At 72.1% G+C, this 18626-nt stretch carries 14 protein-coding genes; 7 read left to right on the top strand and 7 right to left on the bottom strand.

Annotation, left to right across the window (positions count from 1 at the left end; all coding sequences use genetic code 11):
• Window position 1: 1 nt before the first annotated feature.
• A complete protein-coding gene (locus tag AB0B29_RS12705) occupies window positions 2-961 on the bottom strand; it encodes a GlxA family transcriptional regulator (RefSeq protein WP_362237758.1) in 960 nt (319 codons plus the stop codon).
• A gap of 113 nt (window positions 962-1074) precedes the next feature.
• On the opposite strand from AB0B29_RS12705, the gene AB0B29_RS12700 reads away from it, so the two are divergent.
• The 4 genes from AB0B29_RS12700 to AB0B29_RS12685 all read left to right on the top strand — a co-directional run bounded on the left by AB0B29_RS12700 (window position 1075) and on the right by AB0B29_RS12685 (window position 5325).
• Window positions 1075-1950, top strand: coding sequence for an SCO6745 family protein (locus tag AB0B29_RS12700; protein WP_362237755.1), 876 nt, complete (start codon window positions 1075-1077; stop codon window positions 1948-1950).
• Window positions 1951-2017: 67 nt separating this feature from the next.
• Entirely contained in the window at window positions 2018-2143 is a 126-nt protein-coding gene (locus AB0B29_RS12695; protein ID WP_267889763.1) for an LPFR motif small protein, read from the top strand.
• Window positions 2144-2242: 99 nt separating this feature from the next.
• Complete coding sequence (locus tag AB0B29_RS12690) at window positions 2243-4630, top strand: Tex family protein (RefSeq protein ID WP_362237753.1); 2388 nt, start codon at window positions 2243-2245, stop codon at window positions 4628-4630.
• 146 nt (window positions 4631-4776) lie between these two features.
• On the top strand, window positions 4777-5325 hold the full coding sequence (locus tag AB0B29_RS12685) for a putative glycolipid-binding domain-containing protein (RefSeq protein ID WP_362237751.1): 549 nt from the start codon (window positions 4777-4779) through the stop codon (window positions 5323-5325).
• On the opposite strand, the gene AB0B29_RS12680 is transcribed toward AB0B29_RS12685, so the two are convergent.
• On the bottom strand, window positions 5322-6971 hold the full coding sequence (locus tag AB0B29_RS12680; protein WP_362237749.1) for an ABC-F family ATP-binding cassette domain-containing protein: 1650 nt from the start codon (window positions 6969-6971) through the stop codon (window positions 5322-5324). The two genes, AB0B29_RS12685 and AB0B29_RS12680, sit on opposite strands and share 4 nt — an antisense overlap.
• 29 nt (window positions 6972-7000) lie before the next feature.
• A complete protein-coding gene (locus tag AB0B29_RS12675) occupies window positions 7001-8023 on the bottom strand; it encodes an oxidoreductase (protein ID WP_362237747.1) in 1023 nt (340 codons plus the stop codon).
• Window positions 8024-8090: 67 nt separating this feature from the next.
• Here AB0B29_RS12675 and AB0B29_RS12670 point away from each other — a divergent pair, with 67 nt between their 5' ends.
• Window positions 8091-9041 carry an FAD-dependent oxidoreductase gene (locus tag AB0B29_RS12670; protein WP_362237745.1) on the top strand — a complete coding sequence of 317 codons (951 nt, stop codon included), beginning with the start codon at window positions 8091-8093 and terminating at the stop codon, window positions 9039-9041.
• A gap of 79 nt (window positions 9042-9120) precedes the next feature.
• Here the strand turns inward: AB0B29_RS12670 and AB0B29_RS12665 are convergent, their stop codons facing one another.
• From AB0B29_RS12665 to AB0B29_RS12655, 3 genes are all read right to left on the bottom strand, one after another.
• On the bottom strand, window positions 9121-10845 hold the full coding sequence (locus tag AB0B29_RS12665; RefSeq protein ID WP_362237742.1) for a BCCT family transporter: 1725 nt from the start codon (window positions 10843-10845) through the stop codon (window positions 9121-9123).
• Window positions 10846-10930: 85 nt separating this feature from the next.
• Entirely contained in the window at window positions 10931-12205 is a 1275-nt protein-coding gene (locus tag AB0B29_RS12660; protein WP_436845837.1) for a M14 family metallopeptidase, read from the bottom strand.
• Window positions 12202-14163, bottom strand: coding sequence for a Xaa-Pro dipeptidyl-peptidase (locus AB0B29_RS12655; RefSeq protein WP_362237740.1), 1962 nt, complete (start codon window positions 14161-14163; stop codon window positions 12202-12204). Before AB0B29_RS12655 ends, AB0B29_RS12660 begins: the two co-directional genes overlap by 4 nt.
• Before the next feature lie 204 nt (window positions 14164-14367).
• Here AB0B29_RS12655 and AB0B29_RS12650 point away from each other — a divergent pair, with 204 nt between their 5' ends.
• Entirely contained in the window at window positions 14368-15864 is a 1497-nt protein-coding gene (locus tag AB0B29_RS12650; protein WP_362237737.1) for a M1 family metallopeptidase, read from the top strand.
• A 325-nt stretch (window positions 15865-16189) separates the two neighbouring features.
• Window positions 16190-17074: an arginase family protein gene (locus AB0B29_RS12645; protein WP_362237735.1), complete on the top strand. Its 885-nt coding sequence runs from the start codon at window positions 16190-16192 to the stop codon at window positions 17072-17074.
• A gap of 76 nt (window positions 17075-17150) precedes the next feature.
• Here AB0B29_RS12645 and AB0B29_RS12640 read toward each other — a convergent pair whose 3' ends face one another.
• Entirely contained in the window at window positions 17151-18617 is a 1467-nt protein-coding gene (locus AB0B29_RS12640; protein WP_362237732.1) for an amino acid permease, read from the bottom strand.
• Between the last annotated feature and the right edge of the window lie 9 nt (window positions 18618-18626).

Genomic DNA, 18626 nt, shown 5'->3' with positions numbered 1-18626 from the left:
TTCAGGGCGTGGTCGCGGGGCGGAAGCGACGGCGGTATTCGGCCGGGGGCGTCCCGAGCGTCCGAACGAACGCACGGCGCATGGCCTCGGGCGTGCCGTAGCCGCTGGTGCGGGCGATCTCCTCGATGCCGTCGGCGGTGTCCTCCAGCAGGCGCCGGGCGTGTTCGAGGCGGACCCGGTCCACGTAGCGGCCCGGTGTCATGCCGGTCTCGGCACGGAAGGCCCGGGCGAAGTGGCGGGGTGAGAGACGGGCGCGGGCGGCGAGGGTCTCGACGCAGAGGTCCGCGTCCGGGTGGTCGGTGATCCAGCGCTGGACGTCCCGCAGGGGCTCGCGCTGTGCCGTCTGGGCCGCGAGCTGGGCGCTGAACTGGGCCTGGTTGCCGGGGCGGCGCAGGAACACCACCAGGTGGCGGGCGATGGTGAGGGCGGCGTCCCGGCCCAGGTCCTCCTCGACCAGGGCGAGGGCGAGATCGATGCCGGCGGTGACACCAGCGGAGGTGGCGATGTGCCCGTCGCGCACGTAGACGGGGTCGGGGTCGATCTCGACGGCCGGGTGGGCGCGGGCGAGCCGGTCGCAGTAGGCCCAGTGGGTCGTGGCGCGGCGGCCGTCCAGCAGGCCCGCCTCGGCGAGCACGGCGGCACCGGTGCACACCGAGACCAGGCGCCCGGCGCGTGGTCCGCGCTCGCGCACCCAGTCGACCAGGCGCGGGTCGGGCCGCAGGCTGCCCGTGCCGCCGGGGACCAGGAGGAGGTCCGGGTCGGGCGCGGAGACCAGCGACTGGTCGGGGACGAGCGTGAGGCCGCTGGTGGTCCGCACGGGCGCCCCGTCGAGCGAGGCCGTGCGGATCCGGTACGCGCCCGGGGCGAGCAGGTCCGCGCCCGCGAAGACCTCCAGGGGTCCGGTGACGTCGAGACTCTGCAGGCCGTCGAAGAGGACGGCGAGAACCGTGCGGGGGGCCATGCCGTCGATTCTTCGCGGGGCGGCGCGTGGCGGCAAGGACGAGTACCCCACCTTTCCTGCCATGCGGTGCCTGCCCGTGGGGTACATACCAAGCGGTTGGTAACCTGCCGGGCATGACGACTGCCGCTCTGGAGCCGCGCGCCGGCCGACGCTGCCACACCGTGCTCAACTCCCTGCACGCGACGCACTACTTCTCCCCCGACCTCGGGCGCGAACTGGGCGCCATCGGGCTCACCGACCCGCGTGCCGTGAACTTCGCCGTGCGGGCCGCCGCCTTCGGGCCGGTCGGGGCCGGTGCCGTGACGGCCGCCTTCTACAACTACAAGTACGAGCTCGTGGCCCGGTACGTGCCGGCGGTGTGGGAGACCGCCACCCCGGGACAGGTCCTGGCCGCACGCACCCGCGCGGTCGACGCGACACTGCGCCGCCTGCTCGGCGAGAAGGCCGTGGCGTCGGCGGAGATGGCCGAGGCCGCACGGCTGGCACTGCGCGCCGCCGAGGCCTGCTCGCGCGGCGCCCGGCCGCTGTACTCGGCACACGCCGACCTGCCCGTCCCCGAGGAGCCGCACCTCGCCTACTGGCACGCGGCTACCCTGCTGCGCGAGCACCGCGGTGACGGGCACCTGGCCGCCCTGATGTCCGCGGGTCTCGACGGCCTGGAGGCGATGGTGACCCACACGGCGACGGGCAAGGGCATGGCCCCGAAGTGGGTGTGCGCCACCCGGGGCTGGAGCCGGGAGGAATGGGACGCGGCGACGGACCGGCTGCGGGGGCGCGGACTGCTGGACGCCTCCGGCGACCTCACGGAAGGCGGCGCGGCCCTGCGCGGGGAGATCGAGGACGAGACGGACCGCCTGGACCGCGCCCCGTACGAGCATCTCGGCCCGCAGGGAGTGGCCCGGCTGACCGAGCTGGGCGGGGTGTTCGCGCAGGCGGCGCTCGGGGCGGGGGCCTTCCCGGCGGATCTGATCGGCAGAGGTGACGCATAGTGACGCGTCTGCGAGGTACCCGCACTCCACCGGCCGGCGCGGCCGGGAGTGGAGAAAGGGGAATTCCGTGTTCCGTGCTATCGCAGACGTGCTGCGCCAGATCGGCGGTGCCATCGCCACCGTCGTGACCCTGCCCTTCCGGGCGCTGGCCCGGCTCTTCGGCGGGGCCTCGTCCTCCACCCGCAGGGCCTGATCCGGACACGGACCTGCCGGGTGCCGCCCTGATCCCCATGTGCCGGTGCCACCTGCCACAATTGCCGCGCAACCTCAGCGGAGAAGGCGGTACGGGATCGTGACGACACCCGGGTCCAACGGGTCCATCAACGCAGTGTCCATCGAAGGCAGGATCGCCGAGGAGCTCGGCGTACGGGAGCGGCAGGTCAGGGCCGCCGTGGAACTGCTCGACGGCGGTTCCACGGTGCCCTTCATCGCCCGCTACCGCAAGGAAGCGACCGAGATGCTCGACGACGCGCAACTGCGCACCGTCGAGGAGCGACTGCGCTATCTGCGGGAGCTGGAGGAGCGGCGGACGGCGATCCTGGAGTCGGTGCGCGAGCAGGGCAAGCTCACCGAGGAGCTGGAGGCGAGCATCCGGGGCGCCGAGACGAAGGCGCGCCTGGAGGACATCTATCTGCCCTACAAGCCCAAGCGGCGCACCAAGGCGCAGATCGCCCGCGAGGCGGGCCTCGAGCCGCTGGCGGAGGGGCTGCTCGGCGATCCCACCGTGGACCCCCTCGCCGCGGCCGCCGCGTTCGTCGACGCCGACAAGGGCGTCGCCGACCCGCAGGCGGCCCTCGACGGCGCCCGGGCCATCCTCACCGAGCGGTTCTCGGAGGACGCCGACCTGATCGGCGAGCTGCGCGAGCGCATGTGGGTGCGCGGGCGGCTCACCGCCAAGGTACGGGAGGGCAAGGAGGAGGCGGGCGCGAAGTTCGCCGACTACTTCGACTTCGCCGAGCCGTTCACGGAGCTGCCCTCGCACCGCGTCCTCGCGATGCTCCGCGGCGAGAAGGAAGAGGTCCTCGACCTCGTCCTGGAGCCCGAGGAGCAGACGGACGGGCCCTCCTCGTACGAGGGGATCGTCGCGCACAAGTTCGGGATCTACGACCGGGGCCGCCCCGGGGACAAGTGGCTGAAGGACACGGTCCGCTGGGCGTGGCGCACGCGCATCCTCGTCCACCTCGGCATCGACCTGCGGCTGCGGCTGCGTACGGCAGCCGAGGACGAGGCGGTGCGGGTCTTCGCGGCGAACCTGCGTGACCTGCTGCTCGCCGCCCCGGCCGGCACCCGCGCGACACTCGGCCTGGACCCCGGCTTCCGCACGGGCGTGAAGGTCGCCGTGGTCGACGCGACCGGCAAGGTCGTCGCCACGGACGTCATCCACCCCCACGTCCCGGCCAACCGGTGGGACGAGGCCATCGCCAAGCTGGCCCGCCTCGCGAAGGAGCACGCGGTCGAGCTGATCGCCATCGGCAACGGCACGGCGTCCCGGGAGACCGACAAGCTCGCCGGGGAACTGATCAGCAAGCACCCTGAGCTGAACCTGACGAAGGTGATGGTGTCCGAGGCCGGCGCGTCCGTGTACTCGGCGTCCGCCTTCGCCTCGCAGGAGCTGCCCGACATGGACGTGTCGCTGCGCGGCGCCGTGTCGATCGCCCGGCGTCTGCAGGACCCGCTGGCCGAGCTGGTGAAGATCGACCCGAAGTCGATCGGCGTCGGCCAGTACCAGCACGACCTGTCCGAGGTGAAGCTGTCGCGTTCGCTGGACGCGGTGGTGGAGGACTGTGTGAACGGCGTCGGCGTGGACGTCAACACGGCGTCGGCCCCGCTGCTCGCCCGGGTCTCCGGCATCACCTCCGGGCTCGCCGAGAACATCGTGGCGCACCGGGACCACAACGGGCCCTTCAAGGCCCGCGGCGAGCTGAAGAAGGTGGCGCGGCTCGGTCCGAAGGCGTACGAGCAGTGCGCGGGCTTCCTGCGGATCCGTGGCGGTGAGGACCCGCTGGACGCGTCGAGCGTGCACCCGGAGGCGTACCCGGTGGTCCGGCGCATGGTGAAGACCGCGGGGCAGGAGGTCGCCTCGCTGGTCGGCAACACCGGCGTGCTGCGCTCGCTGAAGCCGCAGGACTTCGTGGACGAGAAGTTCGGTCTGCCCACCGTCACCGACATCCTGAAGGAGCTGGAGAAGCCCGGGCGCGACCCGCGCCCGGCCTTCAAGACGGCCGCCTTCAAGGAGGGCGTGGAGAAGATCTCCGACCTGTCGTCCGGGATGATCCTGGAGGGCGTCGTGACGAACGTCGCCGCGTTCGGGGCGTTCGTCGACGTCGGTGTCCACCAGGACGGCCTGGTGCACGTCTCCGCCATGTCGAAGACGTTCGTGAAGGACCCGCGGGACGTGGTGAAGCCCGGCGACATCGTCAAGGTGAAGGTGCTCGACGTCGACATCCCGCGCAAGCGGATTTCACTGACGCTGCGTCTGGAGGACGAGGCGGCCCAGCAGGGACAGCAGGGCGGCGGCCCGGGTGAGCGCCGGCAGCGCGGCGGGCGTCCGCCGCAGCAGCGGCAGGGCGGCCGGGGCGGTGGCGGAGGTTCGCGTCAGGCGCCCCCTCCCGCCAACAGCGCGATGGCCGACGCGCTGCGTCGGGCGGGGCTTGCCGATCCCAAGGGCGGGCGTCGCTGACGGCTTCGTCGCGGCTTTTGGGGTGGTGGGGAGCTGCGGGTTCGTGGTGGCTGGTCGCGTCCACGCGGCGGTAGGTCGCACATGGAACGCAGCCCCGCGCCCCTGAAAGGGGAGCTTCGCTCCCCTTTCAGACCTAGAGTGAGGGCATGTCCGCCATCACCTGGGAAGTGTTCGCGAGCAGGGGGTTCGAGACCGCCTGGCCGGAGCTCGGGGAAGGCGTGCTGCGGGCGCGTGGGCGGGCTGTCGGGACCGATCCCGAGCCCTACTGGGTCACGTACGAACTCGACACAACCGACCGCTTCGTGACCCGTCGGCTCCGGGTGACCGTCGAGTCCGCCGACGGCAGCCGCACGCTCGATCTGCTCCATGACGGTGGGGGCGGCTGGACCGCGAACGGCGAGCCGCTCCCGGACGTCGGCGGTGCCGTCGACTGCGATCTCGGGCTGTGTCCGCTCACCAACACCATGCCGGTGCTGCGGCACGGGCTCCACCGGGAGCCCGGTGAGCGGGAGTTCCGGATGGCCTGGGTGTCGGTTCCGGACCTGGCCGTGCGGCCGTCCCGGCAGACCTACACCCATCTGCGACCGGGGCGCGTCCGCTTCGCCTCGGGCGACTTCCGCAGCGATCTGGAGTTCGACGAGGAGGGGTACGTCGTCGACTATCCGCAGCTGGCCTCGCGCCTGACGGCCCGTTAGCGCTCGGTCACCTTGCCCTCCGCCACCTCCAGGCGGCGGGTGACGTGCACCGCGTCCAGCATGCGGCGGTCGTGGGTGACCAGCAGGAGGGTGCCCTCGTAGGCGTCGAGAGCGGCCTCCAGTTGCTCGATGGCCGGCAGGTCGAGGTGGTTGGTCGGCTCGTCGAGGACCAGGAGGTTCACGCCCCGGCCCTGGAGCAGCGCCAACGCGGCCCGGGTGCGTTCGCCCGGGGAGAGGCTCGCCGCCGGGCGCAGCACGTGATCGGTCTTGAGGCCGAACTTGGCCAGGAGAGTGCGGATCTCGACCGGTTCGGTGTCCGGGACGGCCGTGCGGAAGGCGTCGAGCAGCGATTCCTCGCCGTGGAACAGCTTGCGGGCCTGGTCGACCTCGCCGAGCAGGACGCCCGAGCCGAGTGCGGCGTGCCCGGCGTCCAGCGGGACACGGCCGAGGAGGGCGGCGAGCAGCGTGGACTTGCCGGCACCGTTCGCGCCCGTCACCGCCACCCGGTCCGCCCAGTCGATCTGCAGGGAGACGGGCCCCAGAACGAACCCGCCGGAGCCGCCGCGGCGCACCTCGGCATCGCGCAGGGTCGCGACGACGGCGCCCGAGCGCGGGGCCGACGCGATCTCCATGCGCAGCTCCCACTCCTTGCGGGGCTCCTCGACGACGTCCAGGCGCTCGATCATGCGCTGCGTCTGGCGGGCCTTCGCGGCCTGCTTCTCGCTGGCCTCGCTGCGGAACTTGCGGCCGATCTTGTCGTTGTCGTTGCCCGCCTTGCGGCGCGCGTTCTTCACGCCCTTGTCCATCCAGGAGCGCTGCGTCTGCGCGCGGTCCTGGAGGGCCGCCTTCTTGTCGGCGTACTCCTCGAACTCGTCGCGGGCGTGCCGGCGGGCCACCTCGCGCTCCTCCAGGTAGGCCTCGTAGCCGCCGCCGAAGAGGTTGATCTGTCGCTGGGCGAGGTCGAGTTCGAGGACCTTGGTGACGGTGCGGGTGAGGAACTCGCGGTCGTGGCTGACGACCACCGTGCCGGCACGCAGGCCGCTGACGAAGCGTTCGAGGCGCTCCAGGCCGTCCAGGTCGAGGTCGTTGGTCGGCTCGTCGAGGAGGAAGACGTCGTAGCGGGACAGGAGCAGGGAGGCGAGGCCGGCGCGGGCCGCCTGGCCGCCGGACAGGGACGTCATCGGCTGGTCCAGGCCCACCGCGAGACCGAGGCCGTCGGCGACCTCCTCGGCGCGTTCGTCGAGGTCGGCACCGCCGAGCCCGAGCCAGCGCTCCAGGCTTGTGGCGTAGGCGTCGTCGGCTCCGGGCGCCCCGTCGACCAGGGCTTGGGTCGCCTCGTCCATGGTCCGCTGGGCCTCGGCGACGCCGGTGCGGCGGGCCAGGAACGCCCGTACGGTCTCGTCGGGCCGGCGATCCGGTTCCTGCGGGAGGTGGCCGACGGTGGCGGTCGGCGGGGACAGTCGCAGCTCACCCTGCTCGGGAGCGGTGAGTCCGGCGAGCATCCTGAGCAGGGTGGACTTGCCCGCGCCGTTGGCCCCGACCAGGCCGATCACATCGCCGGGTGCGACGACCAGGTCGAGTCCGGTGAACAGGGAGCGGTCGCCGTGGCCGGCGGCGAGGTTCTTGGCGACGAGGGTGGCAGTCATCAGGGCGCCGATCCTAGCCGCCGGGCCGCTCACTGCCGCACGGCCGCCACCACGACGCTTCCGGAGGTGCGCGCCACGACGAACGAGCGGCCCCTGGCCGCCTTCGCGTCGAGGACGAGCCGGTGGCGGCCCGCTTCGAGGACGCCGTCGAAGACCTCGTGGGTGTGGGTGCGGGAGAGACGGTCGAGGCGGTACGCGGTCAGGGTGACCCGGCAGGGGGAGGTGACCTCGACGTGCGCGCCGCCGTCGGTCACGGTCAGGCCGGTGAGGCGGCGTTGCTCGGCCGGGCTGCGGTCCAGCGCGTGTTCGATCTGGGCGACGAGGAGCGGCACGATCGGGGCGAGGCCGTCGACGTGGGCGACCGGGACCCCGGCGCGCTCGAAGGCGCGGCGGACGGCGGCACGTTCCTGCTCCCCGGCCGTGTGACCGAAGGCGACGGCGCCGTAGCCGCGGAGTTCGTCGGCGGATACGCCGTCGGCGTCCTGGGCGATGTCGGCGCCGACGCCGATGGTGCGCAAGGCGGCGGCCAGCTTGGCGAGGACGGCGACGCGGGTGCCGATCAGCAGGACGCGGCGCCGGGGATCGGGCGCGGAGCCGTTCAGCAGGGCGCTCAGCGCCGTCCGGTACTCGGCGCCGCGGAAGCGGAACGGGCCGATGCCGTGGTAGCCGTTGAGCTCCAGGTCGGCGTGTTCGTCGGTCTGCCAGGCGAAGTCCCGCCAGACGAAGTCCTCGCCGTCGCCGCGGATCACCGCGGTGACGGCGCCGCAGGCCAGGTCCTCGCACTCGGGGCAGCCGTAGACGACGTAGCGGCCGCCGGGCAGGGGGGCCGGGCTTTGCAGGAGCAGGCTGCGGACCTGCGCGGTGAAGATCGCGGGCGGGACGTCGGAGGCGAGCGGGGAGACCGCGTCGAGGTCGGAGAGCCGGAACAGCAGGGGGCGTCCGTCGACGATGAAGTCCACGAAGTCCCGGTGGACCTGGTAACCACCGTCGTTGCGTACTCCCCCGGCCCGCATCGCGGGCGCCAGGCCGAACGTCGCATACTCGGCACACATACGGTGAGTATCCCCACACCGAGTGTGATGTGAGCACGGCATGACGGATTCCGCTACGGTCCGGGGCATGACGCGTGAACCGAATGGCGAGATCGTGGTGGTCGGCGGCGGAGTCATCGGGCTGACGACCGCCCTTGTTCTCGCGGAGCGGGGCCGGCGGGTGCGGGTGTGGACGCGGGACGCCGTCGAGGCGACCACCTCTGCCGTCGCGGGCGCGCTGTGGTGGCCGTACCGGATCGAGCCGGTCGCGACGGCGCGCGCGTGGGCGCTGCGGTCGCTGGAGGTGTACGAGGAGCTGGCGGAAGGGACCGAACCGGCCGGCGTACGCATGGTCGAGGGCGTGCAGGGAGAGGTCCGCCTGGACGAGGCCGACGCGTGGCTGGAGGGCCGGGTGCCGGGACTGCGGGCGGCCACGGCCGACGAGTACGCGGGGACGGGCCTGTGGGCGCGGCTGCCGCTCATCGACATGCCGGCCCATCTGCCGTGGCTGCGGGAGCGGTTCACCGCGGCGGGCGGTGTGGTCGAGACGCGTTCGGTGTCCTCCTTCGCGGAGGTGGACGCGCCCGTCGTGGTCAACTGCACGGGTCTCGCCGCGCGGGAGCTCGTGCCGGACCCGTCCGTGCGGCCCGTGCGCGGGCAGTTGGTCGTCGTGGAGAACCCGGGGATCGACACCTGGCTGGTCTCCACCGACGCGGCCGGGGAGCACGCGTACCTGTTCCCGCAGCCGGGCGGGCTCGTCCTCGGCGGTACCTCCGAGGAGGACGCGTGGTCGCTGGAGCCGGATCCCGCGAAGGCGGAGGCGATCGTCCGCCGCTGTGCGGCCCTCCGGCCGGAGGTCGCCGGTGCCCGTATGCTGGGGCACCGGGTGGGGTTGCGGCCCACCCGGCCGGCGGTCCGGCTCGAGCGTGAGACCCTCCCGGACGGGCGGCTCCTGGTGCACAACTACGGCCACGGCGGCGGGGGCGTCACCGTGGCCTGGGGCTGCGCGGAGGATGCCGCGCGGCTGGTCCCGGGCTGAGACGGCCGGCGCGGGCCGAGGGCCACAACGCGAAGGCGGCCCGGGTTCCAGGAACCCGGGCCGCCTCACGCCGTGCGGATCAGTGCTTGCCGATGGGGTCTCCCTCCACGTCCGGGCCGCGGCCCGGGCCGACGCGGAACTCGAACTCGCCGTCGTACTTCTTGTGGCCTTCCATGACGGCCATCTCGACGGCCTCGGAGCCCATCTGCTCGCGCACGATCACCGGGTCCCGGCGCAGGTCGCGCATGAGGGCGACGCACATGAAGATCATCACGACGACGAACGGCGCGGCCGCGAGGATCGTGAGGTTCTGCAGACCGGTCAGGGCGTCGCCCTGACCGCTGCCGACCAGCAGCATGATCGCGGCCACCGCGCCGGTGACCACGCCCCAGAACACGACCACGAAGCGGCCGGGTTCGAGGGCGCCCTTCTGCGACAGGGTGCCCATGACGATGGAGGCCGCGTCGGCGCCGGAGACGAAGAAGATGCCGACGAGGACCATCACGAGCAGGCTCGTGACGGTGGCGACGGGGAACTGCTGGAGCACGCCGAAGAGCTGGCCCTCCGGGGTCGCCTCCTTGCCGAGTTGGCCCTCCTCCTGCATCTTCATCGCCGAGCCGCCGAAGATCGCGAACCAGATCAGGCTGACCGTGCTGGGCACGAGGATCACACCGCCGACGAACTGGCGGATGGTGCGGCCCCGGCTGATGCGGGCGATGAACATGCCGACGAACGGCGTCCAGGAGATCCACCACGCCCAGTAGAAGACCGTCCAGCTGCCCAGCCAGTCGGCGACGCCCTTGCCGCCGCTCGCCTCGGTCCGGCCGGCCAGCTGGGGCAGGTCGCCGAGGTAGGCGAAGACCGAGGTGGGCAGCAGGTCGAGGACGACGATGGTCGGGCCCGCCACGAACACGAACAGGGCGAGGATCAGCGCCAGCACCATGTTGGTGTTGGACAGCCACTGGATGCCCTTCTCCACACCGGAGACCGCGGACGCGACGAAGGCCAGGGTCAGCACCGCGATGATCGTGACGAGCAGCCCGGTGCTCACCTTGTCCATCCACTTCAGCTCCTGCACACCGGAGCCGATCTGGAGCGCGCCCAGGCCCAGGGAGGCGGCTGAGCCGAAGACGGTCGCGATGATCGCGAGGACGTCGATGGCCCGGCCGATGCCGCCGTTGGCGTTCTTCTTCCCGATGAGCGGGGTGAAGACGGCGCTGATGGTCTGCCGCCGGCGCCTGCGGAAGGTGCTGTAGGCGATGGCCAGACCCACCACGGCGTAGATCGCCCACGGGTGGAGCGTCCAGTGGAACAGGGTGGTGGCCATGGCCGTCTCCATGCGGTCGCCGGAGTCGGCCGGGTTCGTGCCCGGCGGGGGCGTGCCGTAGTGCGAGAGCGGCTCACTCACGCCGTAGAACATCAGGCCGATGCCCATGCCCGCGCTGAACATCATCGCGACCCACGACACGGTGCGGAACTCGGGTTCCTCGCCCTCCGCGCCGAGGTGGATCCGGCCGTAGCGGCTGATCGCGAGCCAGAGGGCGAAGACGACGAAGCCGGAGGCGGCGAGCATGAACGCCCAGCCGCCGTTGTGCAGCAGGCCGCCGAGCATGCTGGTGGAGACGCTCTCGAGCGAGTCGGTCGCCGTCGCGCCCCAGATCACGAAGGCGAGGGTGAGGGCCGCCGTGACGCCGAAGACGATGCGGTCGGTCTGCGGCCGGTCCTGACCGGGCAGGCCCGCTTCCGACCCCGGCAGCGCGGCTCCCTCCGGGGAGTCCTTGTCGGTTGGTCGTTCTTGCGTCACAGGCGGAACCTTTCATCGGGACAGCGGGGGAGGATGTAGGCCCTCCGTAAACGCTGCTACCACGACTGGCGGAATCTCATCCCTCTCAACATGCGGTTTCGTATGAACCTCCCGTCAGGTGGTACTCGGCCCGGTCGTCGAGCAGCAGGGGCACGAGCGCCCGCAGGGGCTGGCGCAGCGGGACGAGCACACCCTCGCCGTCCTTGCGCACCCGCACGCCGTGCAGGGCGAGTTCGTCACCCACCTCGGCGTACTGGGCGGCGGTGAGCCGATAACCGCAGGGTGGGTTCGGGATGATGTCGTCCGGTTCGGGGGCCTCGTTGTCGGCGCCGCCGACGTAGACGGGGCCGGTGTCGAGGTAGCCCTCGATCCGGGCCCGTGCCGTCGCCGCCTCGATGCGCGCGCGGCGCTGCTCGGTGTATCCGAACATGCCCTTGAGCGCGTCCAGTTGGGAGGCGACCCGGCGCCGGTTGTTGAGCGCCTCGTCCGCCTTCTCCGCCTCGGTGAGCGGATCGACGCGGCTTTCGATGAGTAGCCCGACGGAGTGCTTCACACCGGACATGTTGCGCAGAATGCGCTCCTGTCCGTCTCCGGCGACCTGCTTGACCGGATCACCGGTCTCGGGGTCGGTCCAGATGCCGTAGGTGCCCGTCGAGTGGCCGGCCCGCCGGGCGGCGGGGCGGACGTACGCCTCGGAGAGGGTCCGCGCCTCGTCGTGGACCGCCTCGTGGGTGTTGAGGTTGCGTGGCCACAGGTCGAAGAGGTCCTTGTCGTAGAACCGGGGGGTGGCGCCGTACTCGTGCAGGTCGTAGACGATGTCGGGGCGCTGGTCGCGGATGAGGGCGGCCAGGGCGCGGCCCTCGGCGGTCTTGAGGGCGAGGTGGTCGCGGTTGATGTCGACGCCGTCGCTGTTGCCTCGGGTGTTCGCGGCCCGGCCGTCCGGGTTGGCGGTGGGCACGACCAGGACCGTGGTGCGGTCCAGGAACCTGCGGGTGCGGCTGTCGCGTGCGTGGGCGAGGTCGCGGACGGTGGTCAGGCAGGCCTCGCGGCCGGAGGGCTCGTCGCCGTGCTGGCTGCACACGAGCAGGACCTTGCTGGGGCTCGGGCGGTTTCCGATCCGCACCACCTGGAGCGGGCGGTTCTGCTTCGTCGTGCCGAAGCGGGTCACGAAGACGCGGCTGCCCGACCGCTCGACGGCCCGGAGGAAGTCCTGCTCCTCGGGCTGGGTGGTCCAGCGGGCTCCGTCCGACTGCTCGAAACCGGTGCGCGGCGGGGAGTCGCCGGCCGCCTGGGCCGGTGCGGCGACCAGGGAGGCCATGAGGGCCGCGGTGGTCGCTGTCAGGGCGCCTGCACGGATCACTGGCTCGCCTCCGGGACACGGTGGGTGGTGCGCGGCTCCCTCACGCCGTCCAGGAGCGTGGCGTCGGGTGCGCCGGCGGTGCCCGTGGTGGCACGGGCGAAGGCGGCCGCTCCGCCGGCGAACGGGACCCGCGCCGAGGTGCGGGCCAGGTCGAGCGTGAGCTTCGGCTTGTCCGAGGGAGGGTCGATGAGGCCCTGGTCGGTACCCGCGACGATCAGCGCCAGGCGGTGGCCCGTGCGGACGACGTGGTCGGTCGCCGCGAGGTCGAGGGTGATCGTGTACCGCTTGCCCGGGGTCAGCGGGGAGCCCTTGTGGTCCGAGGCGTGGTTGCCGAGGTCGGCCCAGCCGCGGCTGACGACCGTGAAGCCGACGTCGGTGGTCTTGGCCTTCGTCTCCTTGAAGCAGGAACTGTCGCCGGTGGTGCTCGCGCCCCAGCAGGTCCGGTCCGTGAGGGTCGTGATGCCCTCGCCCCCGTCGGCGTAGTCGCGGATCGTGGCGGGGCCGACGTCCACGAGGACGGCGGAGAGGTGGGCCGTCGGGGTGGAGGGCGTGGCGGTGACGGTGACCCGGGAGGAGCCGGCCAGGCGCAGGTCCCGGGTGAGCGGTCCGGTGCTGAAGCCGGCCTTGTCCGGTGTCGGCTCGTCGAGCTGCGCGGCCCAGTCGGTCTCGCCCCGCTGCGGGTCGTCGGTGAAGGTCTCGGTGCCGTGACCGCGGTGCAGGCCGAGGGTGCCGACGCCGGCCCGGTGGCCGCGGTCGGGGCGCAGGGTGGCGGCCCGGGTGCCGCTCGGCGGCCAGGTCCTGGAGGTCTCCCACCGGTCGGGTGCGCGTTCGATGTCGGCCATGGGCTCGCGGTCGATGCCGTTGTCGTAGCCCATGAGTTCGTGGTCGAACCAGCGGTGCAGGGTGTCGACCCAGGCGCCGCGGCGGAAGTCGAAGGGGTCGACGTGGCCGGTCTGGGAGAGCCAGATCTTGCGCTCGACGCCGTTCTCGGCGAGGGCGTTCCACCAGGGGCCGACGTGCTTCATGCGGACGTTGAGGTCCTGCATACCGTGCACGAGGAAGACACTGGCCGTGACCTTGCGCGCGGCCTTCACGTAGTCGCGCTCGCTCCACAGGGGGGTCCGGTCGCCGGTGCGCGGGGCGCCGTCGACGAGCTTGTGCTGGACGGCCTGGCACTTGGCGCGCGCGTCGGGGCTGTCGACGTAGTCCGACAGCCACTCGGGGCCGGAGTCGTAGAGCGGGGCGCCCTGCTGGAAGTAGTAGTCGTACCAGGAGGAGATGGCGCTGATCGGGACGATGGTCTTCAGGCCCTTGACGCCGGTGGCGGCGACGCCGTTGGCGATGGTGCCGTCCCAGCTCTTGCCGATCATGCCGGTGCGGCCGTTGGTCCAGCCCGCTCGGGCGCGGGTGGTGCCGGTGCGGCTCGTGTAGGCCTTGGCGCGGCCGTTCAGCCAGTCGACGACGGCCTTCGCGGACTGGATGTCGGAGCGGCCGCCGACGTCGACGCAACCGTCGGAGCGATTGGTTCCGGCCAGGTCCACGCCGACGAAGGCGTAGCCGCGCGGGACGAAGTAGTTGTCGTAGTACAGGGGCGTCTGGACGACGCGGCCCTGTGCGTCGTAGGTCTTCTTCTGGCTCTCGTTGCCACGCCCGCAGCAGGAGTAGTACGGGCTGGCGTCCATGATGACGGGGACCTTGCGGCCCTGCCGGGCGGTCTCGCGGGGGCGGACGATGTCGACGGCGACCCGGTCGGCCCTCCCGTCGCGGTCGCCGTCGAGCCCGGTGTCCACCCAGACGGCCTCGCGGACGGCGTTCTCGTAGGAGTAGACGGGTTCGCTCCCGCGTGGGGCGGCCGGTGCGGCCTGTGCGGCCGCGGGGGTGAGCAAGGTGGCCAAGAGGGTGGCCGTGGCCGCCGTCGCGAGCGGTCTCCAGGTCGTGAAGCGCGTGCGTTTCGGCATGTGCCGGACGGTACATCGGTGAACTCCTGTCCAGAAGAGGGCAGCTGACGGACCGGCGTGTCCGGGGCGCGCGTTCGTGTCTCATGTCGGCCGAATGGCGATCGTGTGACAGCAGGAGCCATGGACATGATCACAGGCGCAGGGAGTCAATAGGCTCCGGACAGACCCCGGAAGACCTCGGGACCCTACGACTTGGAGCCTTGCGTGCACCGCAGAATCATCGCGCCGGGAGCCCTGGCGGCGGCCGTTCTCCTGCTGGCGACCCCGGCATCGGCCGCCCCCCTCTCCCCCGGCGCGCCGGGTATCGGCGACCCCTACTACCCGGCCTACGGCAACGGCGGATACGACGTCTCCCACTACGACCTCCGGCTGAAGTACCAGCCGGCCACGGACGAACTGGAGGGCACGGCCACCCTCGTGGCCCGCACCACCCAGGACCTGACGAGCTTCAACCTGGACTTCCTGCTGGACGTCGGCGAGGTGCGGGTGAACGGGGCGAAGGCCTCGTTCCGGACCTCGGGCGAGCAGGAGCTGGAGATCACGCCGAAGAGCCCGTTGGCCAAGGGTGCGCCCGTCACGATCGTCGTGCGCTACCGCGGGGTGCCGTCTTCGAAGCGCGCCCACGGTTTCACCAGCTGGCACCGCACCCCGGACGGGGGCGTCGCGGCGAACGAGCCCGAGGCGGCGGCCTGGTGGTTCCCTGGCAACGACCATCCGCTGGACAAGGCGACCTACGACGTGTCCGTGCTGGTCCCGGACGGCACCCAGGCCATCTCCAACGGCACACTGCAGTCGACGAGTTCGAAGCTCGGCTGGACCCGCTGGAACTGGCGGTCCGACAAACCGCAGGCCACGTACCTGGCCACGCTCGCGGTCGGGAAGTTCGACATCACGACCGGCACGACCGAGGGCGGTGTCCCGGTCCTCAACGCCTACAGCAAGGACCTCGGAGCGAACGCCGGGGCGGCGCGGGCGAGCCTCGAACGGACCGGGGAGATCGCGGACTGGCTGGCCGGGTACTTCGGGCCGTACCCCTACAGCGCGCTCGGCGGGTACGTGCCGAACACGAACACCGGGTACGCGCTGGAGACCCAGACCCGGCCGTTCTACAGCCCGCGGCAGTTCGCGAACGGGTCGAACGTGTCGGTCGTCGTCCATGAACTGGCCCACCAGTGGTACGGCGACGAGGTGTCGGTCAAGGGCTGGAAGGACATCTGGATCAACGAGGGGTTCGCGCGGTACGCGCAGTGGCTGTGGTCCGAGCACGAGGGCGAGGGCACGGCGCAGGAACTCGCCGACTACGTGTACGCCTCGCACCCCGCCGACGACCCGTTCTGGACGGTGAAGCCCGGGGATCCCGGCCCGGAGAACCAGTTCGACATCGCGGTCTACGACCGTGGCGCACTGGCCGTCCAGGCGCTGCGCAACCGGATCGGCGACGAGGCGTTCTTCGCGATCCTCAAGGGCTGGCCGTCGAAGTACGCCCACGGCAACGCGTCGGTGGCGGACTTCCAGCGGTACGCGGAAGAGGTGTCGGGCAAGCCGCTGGCGGCGCTGTTCGACACGTGGCTGTTCCAGCCGGCCAAGCCGGGGGCACCGGCGGCGCGGGCCGCTGCGGTGGCCAAGGCGGCGAAGGGCGTTCCGCAGCCCAGGTCGTGGAAGCGGATCGCGGCGACGAACGGGGCGCACGGCCGGCACTGACGTCGTCGTCGCGCAGGCGTGCCCGGCGCGCACCCGGCCGGGGCGGCTCGCCGCGCGCGGGTGTCGGCGCGCTGAGGCCTCGCCGCGCGCGGGCGTCGACGCACTGGGGCCTCGGCGCGCTGAGGTCTCGGCGCACTGGGGCCTCGGCGCACTGGGGCCTCGGCGAGAACCCGGCGTACCGGGCGCGGCCCGGATCCGCAGTGCCAGGGCTTCAGCGCTCCACCCCCTCAGGACGCACCCGGCCTGCCGGAGGTGGCCCGGATCGCTACGGTGGGCCCATGCGCCCTGCCGTGTGAGGCCACGGCTGCCGACGAGGGAGCCTGCGTTGCGGAAACCGGCGATCATCGAGGCCCCGTCCGTGCTCGGGCTGCGCCCCACCGGTGTGGAGGACCTGCCGGCGGCGCTGCTCGGGGCGGGGCTGGCCGAGGGGCTCGGGGCGGTGCACGCGGGCCGGGTCGAGCCGCCCGCGTACGACCCGGAGCGGGACCCGGACACCGGGGTCCTGAACGCCGGGGGCATCGCCGCGTACTCCGTCGCGCTGGCCGGCGCTGTGGGCGACGTCCTCGACGACGGCCGGTTCCCCGTCGTGCTCGGCGGCGACTGCAGCGTGCTGCTCGGCACCCTGCTCGCGCTGCGCCGCCGTGACCGGCACGGTCTGCTCTTCCTGGACGGCCACACCGACTTCTACCAGCCCTCTGCCGAGCCGGCCGGCGAGGTGGCCTCCATGGAACTCGCCCTGGCCACCGGGCGCGGCCCGCGCGTGCTGGCCGACCTGGAGGGCCGGGGCCCGCTCGTGCGGGACGAGGACGTCGTCGCCCTGGGGTTCCGGGACGCGGAAGAGTCCGCGGCTCACGGGATGCAGCCGCTGCCGCCCGCACTGCACGCATGGGAACTGGGCACCGTGCGCGCGCTGGGGGCGGCCGAGGCGGCCCGCCGCGCGGTCGGGCTGCTGAGCGGCGGCGGCGCCGACGCCGGGTACTGGGTCCATCTCGACATCGACGTGCTGGACGACGCGCTCATGCCCGCCGTCGACTACCGGCAGCCCGACGGCCTGACCTGGCAGGAGCTGGAGACCGTCCTGCGCACGGCCCTGTCCGGCGCCGCCGCCGGCCTCACCGTCACGGTCTTCAACCCCCGCCTGGACCCCGACGGCACCCTCGCACAGCGCCTCGGCGACTGCCTGGTGCGGGCCTTCGACAGCCAGGGCTGAGCCCGGCGGCGGCCGGTTTAGCCCGAGCCGGGGGAAGGGCCCGCAGGCGGCGGGCCCGGGCGGCGGGCCCGGGCGGTTACTTCGTCAACTGCGACAGCTCCTGGTCCGCCGTCTGCGACACCCGGCGGCGGACGCCGAACCAGCCGGCGACCAGCATGACCGCGATCACCGGGACGAGCAGGAGGGTCTTGCGGCCGACCTCGGGGTCGTTCCACATCATGCCGAGGCAGGCCAGCAGGAACGCGATCGTGGCGATCTCCGTGACCGGGGTGCCCGGGAGACGGAAGGAGGGGCGGCTGATCAGCCCCGCCTTGGCGCGGCGGACGAAGACCAGGTGACAGACCATGATGATCACCCAGGTGCTGATGATGCCGAGGGAGGCCACGTTCAGCACGATCTCGAACGCCTGGGCCGGCACGAGGAAGTTCAGGCCTACGCCGAGCACACACACCCCGCAGGTCAGCAGGATGCCGCCGTAGGGCACCTGGCTGCGGTTCATGCGGGCGGTGAACTTCGGCGCGGAGCCGGCCATCGCCATGGAGCGCAGGATCCGGCCCGTGGAGTACAGGCCGGAGTTGAGGGAGGACATGGCGGCCGTGAGGACCACCAGGTTCATCACGTCACCGGCGGCCGGGATACCGATCTTCGACAGCACCGTGACGAACGGGCTCTGGTCGGCCGAGTAGACCGAACCCGGCAGGAGCAGGGCCAGCAGGACGACCGAGCCGACATAGAAGAGACCCACGCGCCACATGATCGAGTTCACCGCGCGCGGGACGACCTTCTCCGGTTCGGCGGTCTCGCCCGCGGCGACACCGACCAGCTCCAGCGCGGCGTACGCGAAGATCACGCCCTGCATGACCAGGACGACCGGCATCATGCCGTGCGGGAAGACGCCGCCGTTGTCGGTGATGACGCTCAGGCCCGGCGTCCCACCGCCGACCTTCTGCTGGGTGGCGAGCAGGAAGATGCCGATGAGCATGAAGCCGACGAGCGTCGCGACCTTGATGATCGAGAACCAGAACTCCATCTCGCCGAAGATCTTCACCGAGATCAGGTTCACCACCAGGACCACCGCGAGGGCGACCAGCGCGAGCACCCACTGCGGGATGTCGGTGAACAGGCTCCAGTAGTGCGTGTAGAGCGCGATCGCGGTGATGTCGGCGATGCCGGTGGTCGACCAGTTCAGGAAGTACATCCAGCCGGCGACGTACGCGCCCTTCTCACCGAGGAACTCGCGTGCGTACGACACGAAGGACCCCGAGGAGGGGCGGTAGAGCACGAGCTCGCCGAGGGCCTTCACCACGAAGAAGGCGAAGATGCCGCAGACCAGGTAGGCGATGGCCAGGGCCGGGCCCGCGTTGTGCAGGCGGCCGCCCGCTCCCAGGAAGAGCCCGGTGCCGATCGCGCCTCCGATGGCGATCATGTTGACGTGGCGGGGCTTGAGGTCCTTGCTGTAGCCGGCGTCGCCCGCGTCCGCGGGCACCTGGGCCGCGTCACTGCGGGATGCGGCTGCTGCCGTGTTCACGGCGTCCTTGCTCACGGTGGATCC

The organism is Streptomyces tibetensis (assembly GCF_040647715.1).
Lineage (GTDB): Bacteria > Actinomycetota > Actinomycetes > Streptomycetales > Streptomycetaceae > Streptomyces > Streptomyces tibetensis_A.
The sequence above is the reverse complement of the archived record's forward strand: the minus strand, read 5'-3'. Positions and strand labels throughout refer to the sequence as shown.

What these genes read in the sequence shown, in the direction of transcription:
- AB0B29_RS12705 (WP_362237758.1), bottom strand. Translation starts at nt 961, where the DNA reads ATGGCCCCCCGCACGGTTCTCGCCGTCCTCTTCGACGGCCTGCAGAGT.
- AB0B29_RS12700 (WP_362237755.1), top strand. Translation starts at nt 1,075, where the DNA reads ATGACGACTGCCGCTCTGGAGCCGCGCGCCGGCCGACGCTGCCACACC.
- AB0B29_RS12685 (WP_362237751.1), top strand. Translation starts at nt 4,777, where the DNA reads ATGTCCGCCATCACCTGGGAAGTGTTCGCGAGCAGGGGGTTCGAGACC.
- AB0B29_RS12680 (WP_362237749.1), bottom strand. Translation starts at nt 6,971, where the DNA reads ATGACTGCCACCCTCGTCGCCAAGAACCTCGCCGCCGGCCACGGCGAC.
- AB0B29_RS12675 (WP_362237747.1), bottom strand. Translation starts at nt 8,023, where the DNA reads ATGTGTGCCGAGTATGCGACGTTCGGCCTGGCGCCCGCGATGCGGGCC.
- AB0B29_RS12670 (WP_362237745.1), top strand. Translation starts at nt 8,091, where the DNA reads ATGACGCGTGAACCGAATGGCGAGATCGTGGTGGTCGGCGGCGGAGTC.
- AB0B29_RS12655 (WP_362237740.1), bottom strand. Translation starts at nt 14,163, where the DNA reads ATGCCGAAACGCACGCGCTTCACGACCTGGAGACCGCTCGCGACGGCG.